Origin of the sequence: Mitsuaria sp. GD03876 (assembly GCF_029840635.1) — a bacterium.
Lineage (GTDB): Bacteria > Pseudomonadota > Gammaproteobacteria > Burkholderiales > Burkholderiaceae_C > Roseateles.
In genome coordinates, this window is record NZ_JAOCCU010000034.1 from 1 (window position 1) to 15,511 (window position 15,511).

Below are 15,511 nucleotides of genomic sequence, written 5' to 3' on the forward strand. Positions count from 1 at the left end.
TGGCCGACCGCGAAGCCGTGCCCGCGCTCGGCCAGCCAGCGCATCACGCCGTCCGCCGCCGCGAGCCCGAAGGCGCTGCCGCCGGTCAGCAGCAGCGCGTGCACCTGCTGCACGGTGTTCTCGGGCCGCAGCAGCTCGGTGTCGCGCGTGCCGGGCGCGGCGCCGCGCACGTCGACGCCCGCGACGGCGCCGGCCTCGCACAGCACCACGCTGCAGCCGGTGGGCACCGACGGATGGGTGAAGTGGCCCAGCTTCAGCCCGGCAACGTCGCACAGGCTGCCGGCATCGGGCGGGGCGGGCGGGGCGGGCGTATCGGTCGAGACGGACCCGCCCGCGCCTTCGAGCTCGCTCAAGGCTTGACGCCCGGGGTGGGGGGCTGGCCCTGCGGCTTCAGGCTGCCGCAGTCCGCGCCCAGGTAGCGCGCCTCGCCGGTGGAACGGATCGTCTCCGTCTTGCCGTCGCGTTGCGAGCGGATCTCCGACTTGGTCAGGTAATGGTCCGCGCCGAGGAAGGTGATCTCGTTCGTCCCTTCCGAGGCCGGATTGGTGCAGCGGAAGTTCACCAGCATCTTGTCGCCGGTGCGCTTGCTGTCGTGCTCGCACTTGCCGTCGGTGCGGGGCATCGCGGCGCGGTCGGCCTGTTCCTTGGTGACGCAGGATTTCAGCGTCAGCTCGCCGCCCTGGAAGTTCATGCTGACGCCGTTCTTCGACATCATCGACTCCAGCTGCTTGCGCTGCTCGGGCGGCAGCGCCGCCATCTGCTTCTGCATCTGCTCCATCTGCGCCTGGCGCTGAGGATCGAGCTGCGGCTTCTGCTTGATCTCCCACAGCCCGGGCTTGAAGTCCTGGGCCGAGGCGGTCATCGCGCCGGCCGCGAGCAGCAGGCCGGCGATCAGGGAGGAGGGCGCGAGCGACATGGCGGTCTCCCTCGCCGCGAAGGCGGCGAGACCCGCGCAGTTTAGGTTCAGGCGAAGACGCCGGCCGTGTCCTGCATCCGGGCGGCCACTTCGCCGAGGTGATGCAGCGAATCGCCGTACTGCATCTCCATGACGGTCAGCCGCTTGAAGTAGTGGCTGCCGACATACTCGTCGGTCACGCCGATGCCGCCATGCAGCTGCGTGCACTGCTGGCCGACGAAGCGCATCGCCTGCCCGAGCTGCACCTTGGCCTGAGACAGCGCGCGGCGGCGCGCGTCGGCCGGCTCGCCGAGCTTGAGCGTGGCGAAGTAGCTCATCGAGCGCGCCAGCTCCAGCTGCATCTTGATGTCGGCCATGCGGTGGCGCAGCGCCTGGAAGCTGGCGATGGCGACGCCGAACTGCTTGCGCGTGTTCAGGTATTCCGCCGTCAGCGCGACGAAGCGGTCCATCGCGCCGACCGCCTCGGCCGCCTGCGCGGCGATGGCGATGTCGACCGCGTGTTCCAGCACCGCCAGGCCGCGGTCCGGGCCGACCAGCAGCGTGGCCGGCGTGTCCTGAAGCGTCAGTTCGGCGGCGCGCGAGCCGTCGTGCAGCGCGTAGCCGCGCAGCGCCACGCCGGCCGCGTCCTTGGCCACGAGGTACAGCGCGATGCCGGCATCGGCGGCGCCGGCGCGGGCCGGCACGATGAAGGCGTCGGCCGCGTCGCCGGCGGGCACGACGCTCTTGAGGCCGCTCAGCCGGTGGTCGGCGGTGGCCAGCGTGTCGCAGACGTCGAGCCGGTAACGCGCCCGGCGCTCCTGGTGCGCGAGCACCACCAGCGCCTCGCCGCCGGCGATGCGCGGCAGCCAGTCGGCCTGCGCGTCGTCGCCGGACTGCGCCAGCACCGCCGGCGCGACCAGGCCGCCCTGCGCGTAGGGCTCCATCACCAGGCCGCGGCCCAGCTCCTCCATGACGACCATCGCCTCGACCGGGCCGAAGCCCAGGCCGCCGTGCGCCTCGGGCACCGCCAGCGCGGTCAGGCCCAGGCCGGCCAGGCCGTTCCACACGTCGCGCGAGAAGCCGCCCGCCTTCACGATGGCGCGGCGCTGCTCGAAGCCGTAGTCCTTGTCGACGTAGCGCCGCACGGCGTCACGCAGCGAGTTCTGGTCGTCGGTGAAATCGAAATCCATGTCGTGTCTCCTGCCTCAGCCCAGAACCGTTTGCGCGACGATGTTGCGCTGCACTTCGTTGGAGCCGCCGTAGATCGTCGTCTTGCGGTAGTTGAAGTAGTGGCTGGCCAGCGGCGCGCAGTGGGCCGCGCCGACCTGGTCGCCCTGCCAGCCGGCCTCCATCGCTTCCTGGATGAAGGGCGTCGCGTAGGGGCCGGCGGCCAGCATCATCAGCTCGGAGTAGCGCTGCTGGATCTCGCTGCCGCGGATCTTGAGCAGGCCCGCCACGTCCAGCGACTGCTTGCCGCTGCTCTCGGCCGACAGCACGCGCAGCACCATCATCTCCAGCGCGACGATGTCGATCTCCAGCAGCGCGACCTGGTCGCGGAAGCGGGCGTCCTCGTAGACGCCCTCGGCCTTGGCGATGCGCTTGAGCCGCTCCAGCTCGCGCTTGGCGCGGTTGACGTCGGCGATGTTGGTGCGCTCGTGCGCGAGCAGGTACTTGGCGTAGGTCCAGCCCTTGTTCTCCTCGCCCACCAGGTTCGCGACCGGCACCTCGACGTTGTCGAAGAACACCTCGTTCACCTCGTGCTCGCCGTCCAGCATGATGATCGGCCGCACGGTCACGCCCGGTGACTTCATGTCGATCAGCAGGAAGGAGATGCCGGCCTGCGGCTTGACGCTCGCGTCGGTGCGCACCAGGCAGAAGATCCAGTCGCCGTACTGGCCCAGCGTGGTCCAGGTCTTCTGGCCGTTGACGATGTAGACGTCGCCGCGCTTCTCGGCGCGGGTCTTGACCGAGGCCAGGTCCGAGCCCGAGCCCGGTTCGCTGTAGCCCTGGCTCCACCAGACGTCGCCGCTCATGATGCCGGGCAGGTGCCGCTCCTGCTGCTCGCGCGAGCCGAAGGCCATGATCACCGGCGCCACCATCACCGGGCCGAACGGCACCACGCGCGGCGCGCCGGCCAGGGCGCATTCCTCTTCGAACAGGTGGCGCTGCACGGCGTTCCAGCCCGGGCCGCCGAACTGCTTGGGCCAGGCCCAGCCGTGCCAGCCCTGCTTGCCCAGGATGCGGGCCCAGCGCTGCAGATCGTCCTTGTTCAGGCGCAGCGCGTTGTGCACCTTGTGGCTGATGTCCTTCGGAAGGTGCTCGGCCACCCACTGGCGGATCTCGGCCCGGAAGGCCTGTTCCTCAGGCGTGAAATTCAAGTCCATGTCTTGTCTCCAAATCTCGCTCTGACATCTCGCTCGGGTCGGCGGGTCGCGTCGGCCAGGGCGGACGCCCGGACCGGACTGCGTCGGTTTTTAGCACGAGCGTTCGCTTTTTCCGTGTCCCGACCGGGACAAGCCCAGGGGCATGGCGCCGGGGGAGGGAGAATGCGCGCCTTGCGCCAATGCCCGGGCCGACGCCCGGCCCCCGACCATGACCGCCTTCGCCCCGACCGACGCGCCGCGTGCCGTGCTCGCCCTTCACGGCGGGGCCGGCACCATCCGCCGAGACCGCCTGTCCGCCGAGCGCGAAGCCCGCTACCGCGCCGCGCTGGCGGCGATCCTGGCCGACGGCGAGCGGCAACTCGCGCGCGGCGACGCGGCGCTGGACGTGGCGATCGAGGCGGTGCGCCGGCTGGAGGAGGAAGAACTCTTCAATGCCGGCAAGGGCGCGGTCTACACCGCCGACGAGCGCCATGAGCTCGACGCCAGCGTGATGGACGGCCGCGATCGCGCGGCTGGCGCGGTGGCCGGCGTGACGCGGGTGCGCAACCCGGTGCTGGCGGCGCGGGCGGTCATGACACACAGCGGCCATGTGATGCTGATCGGGCCGGCGGCCGACGCGTTCGCGTTCGAGCAGGGGCTGGAGCGGGTCGAGCCGGGCTGGTTCGGCACGCCGCAGCGGCTGCTGCAGTTGAAGACGGCGCGGGCGCAGGCGCTCGGCCAGGTGCTGGACCACGACGGCCAGCGGGTCGCGGAGGCCGCGCAGGCCGAGGACGCCGCGACAGCCTCGGGACCGATCGACGAGCGGGACAAGTTCGGCACGGTGGGGGCGGTCGTGCGCGACCTCGCCGGTCACCTGGCGGCGGCGACCTCGACCGGCGGCATGACGAACAAGCGGCCGGGGCGGGTGGGCGACTCGCCGATCCCGGGCGCGGGCTGCTTTGCCGACGACCGCAGCGTGGCGGTCTCGTGCACCGGCACCGGCGAGGCCTTCATCCGCGCCTCGGCCGCGCACGAGGTCGGCGCGCTGATGCGCATCGGCGGCCTGGGGCTGGACGCGGCCTGCGCGCGGGTGGTGTTCGACGAGCTGCCGATGGTCGGCGGCGACGGCGGCCTGATCGCGGTGGACCGGGCCGGCAACGTCTGGCTCGGCTTCAACACCGAGGGCATGTACCGCGGCTGGGTCGCGGCCGGCGGCGCGCCGGTCGTGGGCATCTACCGCGACGCCTGAATCCGTCCGAAGCCGCCTGAATCGTCCTGAATCCGCCTGAATCCGCCTGAATCCGCCTGAACCGGCCTGAACCAGCCTGACGCCGCTTGAACACCCGATGAACCACCGTGCCGCCGTCCTCGTGATGCTGTTCGCGACGCTGCTGTGGAGCAGCGCCGGCGCGGTATCGCGCCACCTGGACTCGGCGCGCGGCTTCGAGGTGACCTTCTGGCGCAGCGCCTTCAACGCGTTGGCGCTGACCGCGCTGCTGCCGCTGCTGCGCGGCCGCGACTACTGGCGCCGGGCGCTGCCGCGGATGCGGCATTCGCCGTCGGTGCTGGGCTCGGGCCTGTGCTGGGGCGTCATGTACACCGCCTTCATGCTGGCGCTGACGATGACCGGCGTGGCCAACGTGCTGGTGACGATGGCGCTGGGGCCGCTGCTGACGGCGCTGTTCGCGCGGGTGTTCCTGCGCCAGCGGCTGGCGGCGCGGACCTGGGTCGCGATCTGGCTGGCCAGCGCCGGCATCGCCTGGATGTTCGCGAGCGAGATGCGCGCGGGCGCGGGCGCCTGGCTCGGCATGGGCGTGGCGCTGGCGGTGCCGGTCGCGGCGGCCAGCAACTGGACGCTGCTGCAGGCGCGCGCCGGCGACGGCGAGACCGACCTGCTGCCCGCCGTGTGGCTGGGCGCGCTGCTGTCGGCGGCGGCGACGCTGCCGCTGGCCTGGCCGTTCGCCGCGTCGGCACGGGACCTGGCGCTGCTGGCGGGGCTGGGCGTGTTCCAGCTGGCGGTCCCCTGCCTGATGGTGGTGGGGGTGACGCGGGTGCTGCCGGCGGCCGAGGTCGCGCTGCTGGGCCTGATGGAAGTGCTGCTGGGCGTGCTGTGGGCCTGGCTGCTGGCGGACGAGGCGCCGTCGCCGGCGGCCTTGCTCGGCGGTGTTATGGTGCTGGCCGCGTTGATTGGCAATGAGCTGCTGGGCGCCTGGCGCCGCCCGGGCGCTCCTACGAGTGGAGAGATGTCGCTGTGATTCCGTCGCTGCAATCCGAAGGGCTGGTGTTGGCCGAGGTCAACGGCTGCCTCGGCCTGATCACCCTGAACCGGCCCCAGGCGCTGAATGCGCTGTCGCTGGCCATGATCCGCGACATGACCGCGCTGCTGAGCGCCTGGCGGGACGATCCCCGCATCCAGGCGGTGGCCGTGCTGGGCGCGGGGCGCGAGGGCAAGCCCGCGGCCTTCTGCGCCGGGGGCGACATCCGCTTCTTCCACCAGGCGGCGCTGGCCGGCGACGCCGCGCTGGACGCGTTCTTCACCGAGGAATACGCGCTCAACCACCTGATCCACCAGTTCCCCAAGCCCTACATCGCGCTGATGGACGGCGTCGTGATGGGCGGCGGCATGGGCATCAGCCAGGGCGCCAAGCTGCGGGTGCTGACCGAGCACTCCAAGCTGGCGATGCCGGAGACCAACATCGGGCTGTTCCCGGACGTCGGCGGCGGCTTCTTCCTGTCGCGCTGCCCGGGCCACAGCGGCGAATGGCTGGCGCTGACCGGCCAGGTCATCGGCGCGGGCGACGCGATCGAGCTTGGCCTGGGCGACGTGTTCGTGCGCAGCGCCGAGCTGCCGGCGATCGTCGCCGGGCTCAAGACCGGCGTGCAGGACAGCGCCGAACACGTCGTCGCGACGGTGATGGAGCGCGTCGACCTGGCGCCGCCGGCCGAGCACTGGAACGCGCGCGCGCTGATCAACAAGCATTTCTCCGCCGGCTCGGTGCCGGCGCTGTTCGCGTCGCTGGCCGAGGACACCGATCCCTGGGCCCGGCGCACGCTGGAGACGCTGCGCCAGCGCTCGCCGCTGATGATGGCCGTCACGCTGGAGCAGATCCGGCGCGCCCGCGGCCTGGGCCTGGCCGACGACCTGCGCATGGAGCGCGACCTGGTCCACCACTGCTTCCACCTGCGCCCCGGCGCGGCCAGCGAGACGGTCGAGGGCGTGCGCGCGCTGGCCGTCGACAAGGACCATGCGCCGAAGTGGAACCCCGCGCGCGTCGAGGACGTGACGCGCGCCGATGTCGAGGCCTTCTTCCGCAGCCCGTGGACGGCGGCGACGCATCCGCTGCGCGCGCTCGACTGAGCGCGGCGCGCACGCGCTGTCCCTACGCCAGGTGACGTACAGACCCTGAGCGCGCGCTTTCAGAGAATCTTCACGACGGCTCCCTAGAGTCGCGCGGCGCCGCACCGGGTGTGCGGCGTTTTCTCTTGTTCTCTTGCGAAGCGAGCGACGGATGACGATCAGGCGAGGGCCGCGGCCCGTGACGGGCATGGTGCGCTGCTGCGCGTTGGCGGCGATCCTGGCGGGCCCGGCCTGTGCCCAGGAAATCGGGAACACCGGATCGGATCGAGGCGCCGCGGCAGACCCGCCATCGACGCCGCCGACGCGGATCGCCAAGGCGGAGCCGGTCGCGCTCGAACGCGTCGAGCTCAGCGGCCGGCATTACGACAACGGCATCGGCACCTCGGACGCGGCCTCGCAGGGCGCGGTGCGCGCGGAGCTGCTCAAGAGCCGGCCCGCGCTGCGCCCCGGCGAGGTGCTCGAGTTCGTGCCCGGCCTGATCGTCACGCAGCACAGCGGCGACGGGAAGGCCAACCAGTACTTCCTGCGCGGCTTCAACCTGGACCATGGCACCGACTTCGCCACGACGGTGATGGGCCTGCCGGTGAACATGCCCAGCCATGCGCATGGGCAGGGCTACTCGGACCTGAACTTCCTGATGCCCGAGCTGGTCGAGCGCATCGACTACCGCAAGGGGCCGTACTTCGCGCGCAACGGCGACTTCGCCGCGGCGGGCTCGGCGGACATCGGCTACGTCCGCCGGCTGGACGAGCCCTTCGTCGCGCTGACGCTGGGCGAGGGCCGCTACCGGCGCGCGCTGGCGGCGGGCTCGGCCGAGGTCGGCGACGGGATGTCGCTGCTGGCGGCCGTCGAGGGCATGCGCAACGACGGCCCCTGGACGACGCCCGAGGACCTCGATCGCCGCAACCTGGTGCTCGGCCTGTCCGGCGGGCGCGGCGGCGACAAGTGGCGGGTGGCGCTGATGGACTACCGCGCGGACTGGACCTCGACCGACCAGGTGCCGCAGCGGCTGATCGACGCCGGCACCCACGAGGGCCGGCCGTTCGGCCGCTTCGACGCGATCGATCCCACCGACGGCGGTCGCACGCGTCGCGGCAGCCTGTCCGGCGAATGGCAGCGCGACACCGAGGGATCGAGCACGCGGATCGCCGCGTACGCGATGGCCTACAAGCTGTCGCTGTACTCGAACTTCACCTATGCGATGGAGCGGCCGGAGGCCGGCGACCAGTTCTCGCAGCAGGACGATCGCAAGGTCTACGGCCTGAGCGGCAGCCACGCGGTGGACCACGCGCTCGGCGGGCTGCCGGCGCGCAGCGAGTTCGGCTTCCAGGTCAGGCAGGACCGGGCGCGCGTCGGGCTGTTCAAGACGGTGGGCCGCGTCGTCGTCGATCCGGCGAATGACACGACCCGCGACGACGACGTGCGCGAGACGCTGTCCGGCGTCTATGGCCAGACGAGCGTGGAGCTGGCGCCGTGGGCGCGGACGGTGCTCGGCGTGCGCGCGGACCAGGGGCGCTTCCGCGTGGATCACCGGGCGGGGGAGGGCGAGTCGGGCCGCGTGCGCGACAGCCTGGTGTCGCCGAAGTTCTCGCTGGTGCTGGGACCGTGGGCGCGCACGGAGTTCTTCGTCAACGCCGGCCGCGGTTTCCACAGCAACGACGCGCGCGGCGTGACGGCGGCGGTCGATCCGGCGCCGGGCCTGGTGAAGGCCAAGGGCTATGAGCTGGGCTTGCGCGGCGAGTGGCTGCCGGGGCTGCAGACCTCGCTGGCGCTGTGGAAGCTGGACTTCGATTCGGAGCTGGTCTACGTCGGCGATGCCGGCGCGACCGAGGCCAACCGGCCGAGCAGGCGGCGCGGCATCGAATGGAACAACCGCTACGTGCCGCTGCCGTGGCTGCTGATCGACGCGGACTTCGCCTGGACGCATGCGCGCTTCTCGGATGCGGATCCGGTGGGGAACCGCATTCCGAATGCGGTCGACAAGGTCGCGTCGATGGGCGTGACGGTGCGCGAGCTGGGGCCGTGGTCGGCGAGCCTGCAGTGGCGCTACCTCGGCAGCGGCGCGCTGGTCGAGGACAACAGCGTGCGCTCGCATGCGTCGCTGACGACCAACCTGCGCGTGAGCCGGCGCTTCGGCGCGAAGACGGAGCTGACGCTGGATGTCTTCAATCTCATGGACCGCAAGGTCAACGACATCGAGTACCTCTACGAATCGCAGCTGCGCGGCGAGGACGCGCCGGTCGCCGACCGCCACGTCCATCCGGCCGAACCGCGCACGGTCCGCGTGACGCTGCGGCGGAGCTTCTGACGCTCGGCTGACTCAACAGCCTTCATCAGTCGACGCAGGGGGACTGACCTACTCGGATCAGCGTCCCCCAACGGAACGCTCTTCGGAGGGAATCGACAAACGCCCCTTCGCTTCGACACTGCGGGCCTTCGGGTCGTGGGCTCGATGACGTGCAGTTGAGAAGGAGCGTGTGATGGCGTTTGTCGAGAAGGAACTGGCGTGGCGGGCCGCGCCGAGGACCGAGGAGCTGGTTGTGCCCGAGGCGGCACGGTCGCTGGATGACGTTGGCGACGAGCGAATGCCGGGGTTGACGTCGCTGATGCGTGTGCTGCGCGAACCCGAGACGCTGTTTGGTGAATCTTCCGAGCGTAAGCCCGAGCCATGCAGGCGATTCCAGGATTGGGGTGATGCGCCAGTGCGGATGCAGTGGTGTCTCGCGTACTGGGATGCACGCTGCGCAGACGTGTTGCTTCACATGAAGTTGGGCGCGGATGTGCTGCGAGACCATGGGGTGAAGATTTGCCGAGGCGACGTGAATGTGACCTTCCTCGAGCATGAAGACCTGTCCCCGAGTGTCTTCATCGAACTGAGCATCGACGCCACGTCGGAAGAGGCTGCGAGGCTGACACGCGTCCTGGATCGCCGCGCCATCGCCTTGGAGGTCCCTTGTGATGGCTTCACCTTCTGCTTCATGGATGGTGAGGGCGGCGATGACGAAGATCCACCGCCAGCCTGTGTGTCGTTGCGCGACGCTCCAAGTGAGGAGACGAGCGAATGACCATCAGGCCAGAGGACCTCCAGGCACTCGCCGAGCAGCAATCAAAGGTGATTGGCGAGTCGTGGCAACGATCAGCTGTATCCCGGGCCTACTACGCGAGCTATCACCGCTGTTTGTTGTGGGAATCCAATCTGACGACGGCAGTACCGCCGCGTCGTCGCAAGGGCAGTGAGCATCAGCAATTGCTCAATCGACTAAAAGATCCGAATCCGGCTTGCACGGAAGTGGAGAAGCGGCAGTCGACCGAACTTCATCGGCTCCTGTCGCTGCAGCGAGCACGACGCGTGAAGGCGGACTATGAGTTGGGCCAGGACGTGAGCCGCAAGGAGATGAAGCGCCAGCTTTCGGACGCCAGGGAACTGTTCCGCGAATGCGGCGATTGAGCCAGTCAATGCGCCTCCCGGCGCATTGACTCTTCTGCCAGCAGTTACTGCGCCCGCTTGCGGCGCGCCACGAAGCCGACGGCCGCCAGGCCGGCCAGCATCAGCGCCACGCTGTGCGGCTCCGGCACCGCCGAGATCGCGATGTTGTCGATCGCCGCGTTCATGTCGCCGCTGAACTTCAGCGAATGCGCCACGCCGTTGAAGCTCACCGACGCCAGGTCGAAGTGGCAGAACGCCGTGTCCGAGCACCCCGCCTGCGCGTTGCCGGCCAGCGAGAACGTGCCCAGGATCGAGCCCGTGCCGTTCAGCCCGCTGTAGATCGTCACCGCGCCCGCCAGCGCGCTGGCCGACGAATAGAACATCGACACCTCGCCGGTGAAGCCCTTGGCCACGTTCATGAAGCCGGTCTCGGCGAAGTTGAACGCCACGCCGCCCATCGTCGGGGCGTTGCTGAAGTAGGGGCCGAGCTCGTCGTTGGCCAGGCCCAGGACCGAGCCGCTGAACGACACGCCCAGGTTGGCGCCGCTGGCGCCGTTGCCGTCGGTGCCGCCGTTGTAGTAGTCGAGCACCGACGCGAAGCTGGTCGGGCCGTCGAAATCGATCCAGGTGTTGGCCGCATGCGCCGGGGCGGCGTTCAGCGCCAGCGCCGTCAGCGCGGACAGGGACAGCAGGACGGAGGAAGCAGCACGCTTCATGGAGATTCTCCCGGTGGGGGTCAGGGGTTGAGTGCGACAGGGGTCGTCGAGACAGGACCGCGGGCAGTCTCGAATCCGCGCAAGGCAGTTGCGTGACGGATGTCTCGCTTCACGGGTTTCCCGCGTCCCTGGTTTCAGGGGACGCCGCCGGCGCCATTGCCACGGCGCTGTCACGGCTCGGTCAAGGCCGGTTTCTACGCTGCGCGTGACTTTTTCCTCACCCGGTCCTCGAAGAAACCTGGAGTCCACCATGCGCTTCCCCTTCGCCCGTCGCGACGTCGCCCTGGCCGCGCTCGCCGCCCTCGGTTCCGCCTCGCTGTCGATCGCCCCGGCGACGGTCGCCGCCGCCGGCAAGACCCCCGGCCGCTACGTCAGCGGCGACTTCCACAACCACACCACCTGCTCCGACGGCTCGATCTCGATGCAGAAGCTGGTGAAGAAGGCCACCGACAAGCAGGACACCCCCTGGGGCCTGGACTGGTTCGTGCAAGCCGGCCACGGCGGCAACGGCAACCGCAACTGCACGCTGGTGGAGGACGCCTCGCTGTCCACGCCCTCGTACCCCTACGTCGCCGGCCAGGGCCCGACGACGACCTGGTCGGCCAGCATCGGCGCGGCCAACCTCAAGGGCGACGGCGGCGGTGTCGGCGGCAACGGCAACATGTGGCGCTGGCAGTCGATCCAGGAGTACCAGTACCCGGTGCTCGAGTACCTGGCCGTGGCCAAGAACCAGCCGCTGTTCATCGGCATGGAATCGGTGGTGGCCGGCCATGAGCACACCTCGATGTCGATCGTGACCGGCCAGATGCCGGCGGCCATCGACACCACGACGCTCCCGGCCAGCGGCAGCTTCTCCGCGCTGGGCAACGCCAACGCGCTGGCGCAGTGGTCCTACTGCTTCGACCGCGGCGACACCGACCGCAGCCGCGGCAACGTGACCGGCTCCAACACCGGCAACAACTGGAACTGCGCCGTCCCGGGCAGCAACAGCGAAGCCGACGTCAGCTGGAACACGACCGCGCAGAAGCTGCTGCCCGCCGGCGGCGCCGGCACCGGCACGCGCGGCCACCTCAAGACGGTCGAGGCGCTGAAGTGGATGGCGCAGTTCCATGGCAACGCCAGCTACTACGTGCCGGCCCACCTGGAGCGCGCCGGCCCGTTCTACGCCGACGGCAACCAGGGCTTCAACGTCGAGCACCTGCGCAACTTCAACAACGCCGCGCCGGCGATCGCCTTCGGCTTCGAATCGCAGCCGGGCCACGGCGCGTCGAGCAACCGCGGCGAGTACCAGGTCAACCGCAACACCTTCGGCTCGGAGAAGGTCGACTCGGTCGGCGGCACCACCTTCGGCGGCACCGGCGTGTACGCGGGCGTCGTCGGCGGCGTGTGGGACGCGCTGCTCGGCGAGGGCCGCAACTTCTGGTTCTTCGCCAGCTCCGACTGGCACAACCGCGGCAGCTTCGGTCCGGACGACCGCCGCTCGACGCAGGACTTCTATCCCGGCGAATACCAGCGCACCTACGTGATGGTGCGCAACGGCAGCGACAAGCTGCGCCCGCAGACCATCGTCAACGGGCTGCGCTCGGGCAATGCCTGGTCGACCACCGGCCAGCTGATCGACCGCCTGGCGCTGGTGGCCTGCGTGTCCTACCCGGGCCAGCCGGGCGCGCGCACGAACGCCGCGGTCGAGCAGATCGCGCTGAACGCCGCCACCGGCAACACCGACACCGACCTCGTCGGCTGCGCCACGATGGGCGAGAAGCTGGTCGTGCGTCCGGGCGCGGAGATCGTCGTCGCGGTCGCGGTGCGCGACCCGGCGGGCACGAACTACTCGCCGTACAGCTTCCCGAACCCGTCGCTGAAGCAGGTCAACGTCGAGCAGCCGATCAACCAGCCGGTGCTGGACCACATCGACCTGATCCGCGGCCTGGTCAGCGGCTACCGCGCGCCGGGCTCGGCCGACTACGCCGGCGAATGGCCGCGCAATACCAACTGGCTGCGCACCGACGGCACCACCACCGGGCTGGCCAACGTGCCGGCGGCGGCGAAGAACACGACGGCGGCGGTGATCCGCACCTTCAACGGCGCGGGCGGCTCGCCGTGGGTGAAGGTCAACTCGGGCGTGGACAACACCCAGTTCCTGAAGATGAGCTATCGGATCCCGGCGGTGACAGCCTCGCAGTACGTGCGCCTGCGCGGCACCAACCTGCCGGTGTCGGTGCCGTTCGAGACCGACGGCAGCGGCAACCCGATGGCCGACCTGTTCACCAACGCCAACGACACGTCCAAGCTGCGCATTCCCTGCACGACGGTGGGGACCAACGTGCCGGCCAATGGCACGACCTATACCGGCGCGACGATCGACGGCTGCCCCAACCACCTGCCCACCGTCGGCGGCGTGAAGTACGTGGCCTACGACGTCGCCGCCTGGTCGGACCTCTGGTTCTACAGCAACCCCGTCTACATCGAGGTCGCCGGCTCAACTCAAGTCGCCGGTGTGAAGTAACCGTCGCAGCCCCGCTTCGGGCGCCGCGCGTCGTTGCAAATCCTCGCCATAGCTGGGCTATGGCTCCGGTTTGCGCCTAGCGCCGCATCCCGAATCGGGGCCGCGCCGGTCACTTCACCTTTCTCGCGCCGCACGATCTTTCGTGCGGCGCATGTTCGTTTCTTGATCTCCCGTTTTGCCATGTCGACGACGATGCCCTCCGCACCCGAAGCGCGCACCCCCGCCGGCGCCTCTAAGTCCCCGTCCGCGAAACGCGGCTGGCCCGCGTGGACGCGTGAACCATTGCTGCACTTCCTGCTGCTCGGCGGCGTGCTGTTCGGGCTCGATCACGTGCTCGCCAGCCGCGCGGACGACCCGCTGCTGATCGTCGTCGGCCCGGAAGTCGACGCCGAGGCCGCGCAGGTGTTCGCCGCCTCGCGTGGCCGCGCGCCCGATGCCAAGGAACTCGCCGCGCTGCGCCAGGTGTGGCTCGACAACGAGGTGCTCTACCGCGAAGGCCTCGCGCTGCAGCTCGACAAAGGCGACGTCGCGATCCGCGAACGCGTGATCTTCAAGTCGCTCAGCATGATCGACGCGGGCGTGAAACTCCCGCCCGCCGACGACGCTCACCTTCGCGGCTGGTTCGAGTCGCACCGCGACAAGTACGACGACCCCGCGCGCTTCGACTTCGAGGAGGCCGTGCTGCCCGGCGATGCCGACGAGGCCGCGCTACGTGCCTTCGCCGCGAAGCTCAACGGAGCGAGCAGCGGTACCGTTTCTGGCGGCGGCGCCACCGCCACCACCACCCCGCCCGCCGACACCGGCGCGGGCCTGCGCGTCTTCAAGGGCCGGCCGCACGCGAACCTGGTGCAGAGCTACGGCGCGGAGTTCGCCAAGTCGCTGGAAGGCTCGACCCTCGGCGAGTGGCGCGTGTTCCGCACCGTCGAAGGCGGCAACCCGGCCTGGCGCGCGATGCGGCTGGTCGCGACGACGCCGGCCAAGCCGGGCGACTTCAACGTGCTGCGCGGCGTCGTGCTGCAGGACTGGACCGACGCGACCTCGTCGGAGCAGCGCAGCGCGGCGGTGCAGGCGCTGAGCCGCAAGTACCACATCCGCCGCGACGGCACGGCCGCCGCCGCGCTGTCGACCCCGGCCGTCAAGGACGAGACGAAATGAGCGCGGGCGGCATGGCAGCCGGCGGACTCCGTCCGGTTCGACGCGGCGTGCTTCGATTCAGCGTGTCGCCGCTGTGGCGGCTGTGGCGGCTGTGGCGACTGTGGCGCCTGTGGCGCCTGTGGCTGCTGGCCCTGCTGGCCGCGTCAGCCGCGCTGTGGAGCGGCTCCGCCTCGGCGCACGAGATGAGCATGGCCGAGATGCAGGTTCGCGAGACCTCGCCCGGCGAGTACCTCTGGCAATGGACCGCCAGCGAGAAGCGCGCCGCCGACGAGGTGCTGTCGCCGCAATGGCCGACGGGCTGCACCGCCGACGGTCCCAACCTGCATTGCGGCAAGGCCGGCCTGAGCGGCGCGCTGACGATGGAGGGCGTGGGCAAGCAGTACTCGGCCGCCGTGGTGAAGGTGTTCTGGATGGACGGCCAGGCCAGCGTCTACACGCTGACCGCCGGCCAGCCGACGGTGCAGCTGTTCGGCTCGGCCGAGGACCGCCGCGGCATGGGCGAGATCGCGCGCGCCTACACGCTGCTGGGCGTGGAGCACATCCTGGCGGGCATCGACCACCTGATGTTCGTGATCGGCCTGCTGTTCCTGGTGGGCTTCCGCCGCCAGCTGCTGTGGACCATCACCGCGTTCACGGCGGCGCACAGCCTGACGCTGGGCATGAGCGCGCTGGGCTGGCTGCAGCTGCGGCCGCCGCCGGTGGAGGCGACGATCGCGCTGTCCATCGTGCTGGTCGCGTGCGAGGCGCTGAAGACCTCCACGGGGCCGGTGACGCTGGCCCGGCGCTGGCCGGCGCTGGTGGCCTTCCTGTTCGGGCTGGTGCACGGGCTGGGCTTCGCCGGCGCGCTACGCGAGATCGGCCTGCCCGAACACCACCTGCTGGTGGCGCTGCTGACCTTCAACGTCGGTGTCGAGATCGGCCAGCTGATGACGGTGGCGGCCTGCTGGGCGCTGTGGCGGGTGTCGCACCGCTGGGCCTGGACGGCGCGGCTGCGCACGGTGCTGCTGTACCTGATCGGCTCGGCGGCGGCCTACTGGTCGTGGCTGCGCATCGCGGCGATCGCGGGCTGAGACGTGGATGAGCAACGGACG

14 protein-coding genes are annotated in these 15,511 nt (G+C 70.4%); 9 read left to right on the forward strand and 5 right to left on the reverse strand.

Going from position 1 to position 15,511, the window contains the following annotated elements:
- From N5D62_RS19850 to N5D62_RS19865, 4 genes are all read right to left on the reverse strand, one after another.
- Window positions 1-275, reverse strand: a 275-nt coding sequence (locus tag N5D62_RS19850; protein ID WP_279759679.1) for a P1 family peptidase, incomplete at its 3' end; no start/stop codon positions are given.
- Window positions 276-349: 74 nt separating this feature from the next.
- Window positions 350-916 (reverse strand): DUF3617 domain-containing protein, encoded by a 567-nt coding sequence (locus N5D62_RS19855; RefSeq protein ID WP_279759615.1) that lies wholly within the window; start codon window positions 914-916, stop codon window positions 350-352.
- 47 nt (window positions 917-963) lie between these two features.
- Complete coding sequence (locus tag N5D62_RS19860) at window positions 964-2,085, reverse strand: acyl-CoA dehydrogenase family protein (protein WP_279759616.1); 1,122 nt, start codon at window positions 2,083-2,085, stop codon at window positions 964-966.
- Between the two features lie 15 nt (window positions 2,086-2,100).
- A complete protein-coding gene (locus N5D62_RS19865; protein WP_279759617.1) occupies window positions 2,101-3,279 on the reverse strand; it encodes an acyl-CoA dehydrogenase family protein in 1,179 nt (392 codons plus the stop codon).
- A gap of 208 nt (window positions 3,280-3,487) precedes the next feature.
- On the opposite strand from N5D62_RS19865, the gene N5D62_RS19870 reads away from it, so the two are divergent.
- The 6 genes from N5D62_RS19870 (at window position 3,488) to N5D62_RS19895 (ending at window position 10,064) form a co-directional block, all read left to right on the forward strand.
- Window positions 3,488-4,507 (forward strand): isoaspartyl peptidase/L-asparaginase, encoded by a 1,020-nt coding sequence (locus N5D62_RS19870; RefSeq protein ID WP_279759618.1) that lies wholly within the window; start codon window positions 3,488-3,490, stop codon window positions 4,505-4,507.
- A 97-nt stretch (window positions 4,508-4,604) separates the two neighbouring features.
- Window positions 4,605-5,513: a DMT family transporter gene (locus N5D62_RS19875; protein ID WP_279759619.1), complete on the forward strand. Its 909-nt coding sequence runs from the start codon at window positions 4,605-4,607 to the stop codon at window positions 5,511-5,513.
- Window positions 5,510-6,616 carry an enoyl-CoA hydratase/isomerase family protein gene (locus tag N5D62_RS19880; protein ID WP_279759620.1) on the forward strand — a complete coding sequence of 369 codons (1,107 nt, stop codon included), beginning with the start codon at window positions 5,510-5,512 and terminating at the stop codon, window positions 6,614-6,616. Before N5D62_RS19875 ends, N5D62_RS19880 begins: the two co-directional genes overlap by 4 nt.
- A 151-nt stretch (window positions 6,617-6,767) precedes the next feature.
- Window positions 6,768-8,924, forward strand: a complete 2,157-nt coding sequence (locus tag N5D62_RS19885; protein ID WP_279759622.1) for a TonB-dependent receptor — start codon at window positions 6,768-6,770, stop codon at window positions 8,922-8,924.
- Between the two features lie 172 nt (window positions 8,925-9,096).
- Window positions 9,097-9,681 carry a hypothetical protein gene (locus tag N5D62_RS19890; protein WP_279759623.1) on the forward strand — a complete coding sequence of 195 codons (585 nt, stop codon included), beginning with the start codon at window positions 9,097-9,099 and terminating at the stop codon, window positions 9,679-9,681.
- Window positions 9,678-10,064: a hypothetical protein gene (locus N5D62_RS19895; RefSeq protein ID WP_279759624.1), complete on the forward strand. Its 387-nt coding sequence runs from the start codon at window positions 9,678-9,680 to the stop codon at window positions 10,062-10,064. Before N5D62_RS19890 ends, N5D62_RS19895 begins: the two co-directional genes overlap by 4 nt.
- A 44-nt stretch (window positions 10,065-10,108) precedes the next feature.
- Here the strand turns inward: N5D62_RS19895 and N5D62_RS19900 are convergent, their stop codons facing one another.
- The gene (locus N5D62_RS19900; protein ID WP_279759625.1) at window positions 10,109-10,759 is read right to left on the reverse strand and encodes a PEP-CTERM sorting domain-containing protein; all 651 of its coding nucleotides are present in this window, start codon (window positions 10,757-10,759) and stop codon (window positions 10,109-10,111) included.
- Between the two features lie 250 nt (window positions 10,760-11,009).
- Between N5D62_RS19900 and N5D62_RS19905 the strand changes: the two genes are divergently transcribed.
- The 3 genes from N5D62_RS19905 to N5D62_RS19915 all read left to right on the forward strand — a co-directional run bounded on the left by N5D62_RS19905 (window position 11,010) and on the right by N5D62_RS19915 (window position 15,490).
- A complete protein-coding gene (locus N5D62_RS19905; RefSeq protein WP_279759626.1) occupies window positions 11,010-13,265 on the forward strand; it encodes a hypothetical protein in 2,256 nt (751 codons plus the stop codon).
- A 282-nt stretch (window positions 13,266-13,547) separates the two neighbouring features.
- Window positions 13,548-14,420: a peptidyl-prolyl cis-trans isomerase gene (locus N5D62_RS19910; RefSeq protein ID WP_279759627.1), complete on the forward strand. Its 873-nt coding sequence runs from the start codon at window positions 13,548-13,550 to the stop codon at window positions 14,418-14,420.
- A gap of 47 nt (window positions 14,421-14,467) precedes the next feature.
- Entirely contained in the window at window positions 14,468-15,490 is a 1,023-nt protein-coding gene (locus N5D62_RS19915) for a HupE/UreJ family protein (RefSeq protein WP_279759628.1), read from the forward strand.
- Window positions 15,491-15,511 lie beyond the last annotated feature (21 nt).

Coding starts and splice junctions, on each gene's coding strand:
- N5D62_RS19855 (WP_279759615.1), bottom strand. CDS start 916: ATGTCGCTCGCGCCCTCCTCCCTGATCGCCGGCCTGCTGCTCGCGGCC.
- N5D62_RS19860 (WP_279759616.1), bottom strand. CDS start 2,085: ATGGATTTCGATTTCACCGACGACCAGAACTCGCTGCGTGACGCCGTG.
- N5D62_RS19865 (WP_279759617.1), bottom strand. CDS start 3,279: ATGGACTTGAATTTCACGCCTGAGGAACAGGCCTTCCGGGCCGAGATC.
- N5D62_RS19870 (WP_279759618.1), top strand. CDS start 3,488: ATGACCGCCTTCGCCCCGACCGACGCGCCGCGTGCCGTGCTCGCCCTT.
- N5D62_RS19875 (WP_279759619.1), top strand. CDS start 4,605: ATGAACCACCGTGCCGCCGTCCTCGTGATGCTGTTCGCGACGCTGCTG.
- N5D62_RS19885 (WP_279759622.1), top strand. CDS start 6,768: ATGACGATCAGGCGAGGGCCGCGGCCCGTGACGGGCATGGTGCGCTGC.
- N5D62_RS19890 (WP_279759623.1), top strand. CDS start 9,097: ATGGCGTTTGTCGAGAAGGAACTGGCGTGGCGGGCCGCGCCGAGGACC.
- N5D62_RS19895 (WP_279759624.1), top strand. CDS start 9,678: ATGACCATCAGGCCAGAGGACCTCCAGGCACTCGCCGAGCAGCAATCA.
- N5D62_RS19900 (WP_279759625.1), bottom strand. CDS start 10,759: ATGAAGCGTGCTGCTTCCTCCGTCCTGCTGTCCCTGTCCGCGCTGACG.
- N5D62_RS19905 (WP_279759626.1), top strand. CDS start 11,010: ATGCGCTTCCCCTTCGCCCGTCGCGACGTCGCCCTGGCCGCGCTCGCC.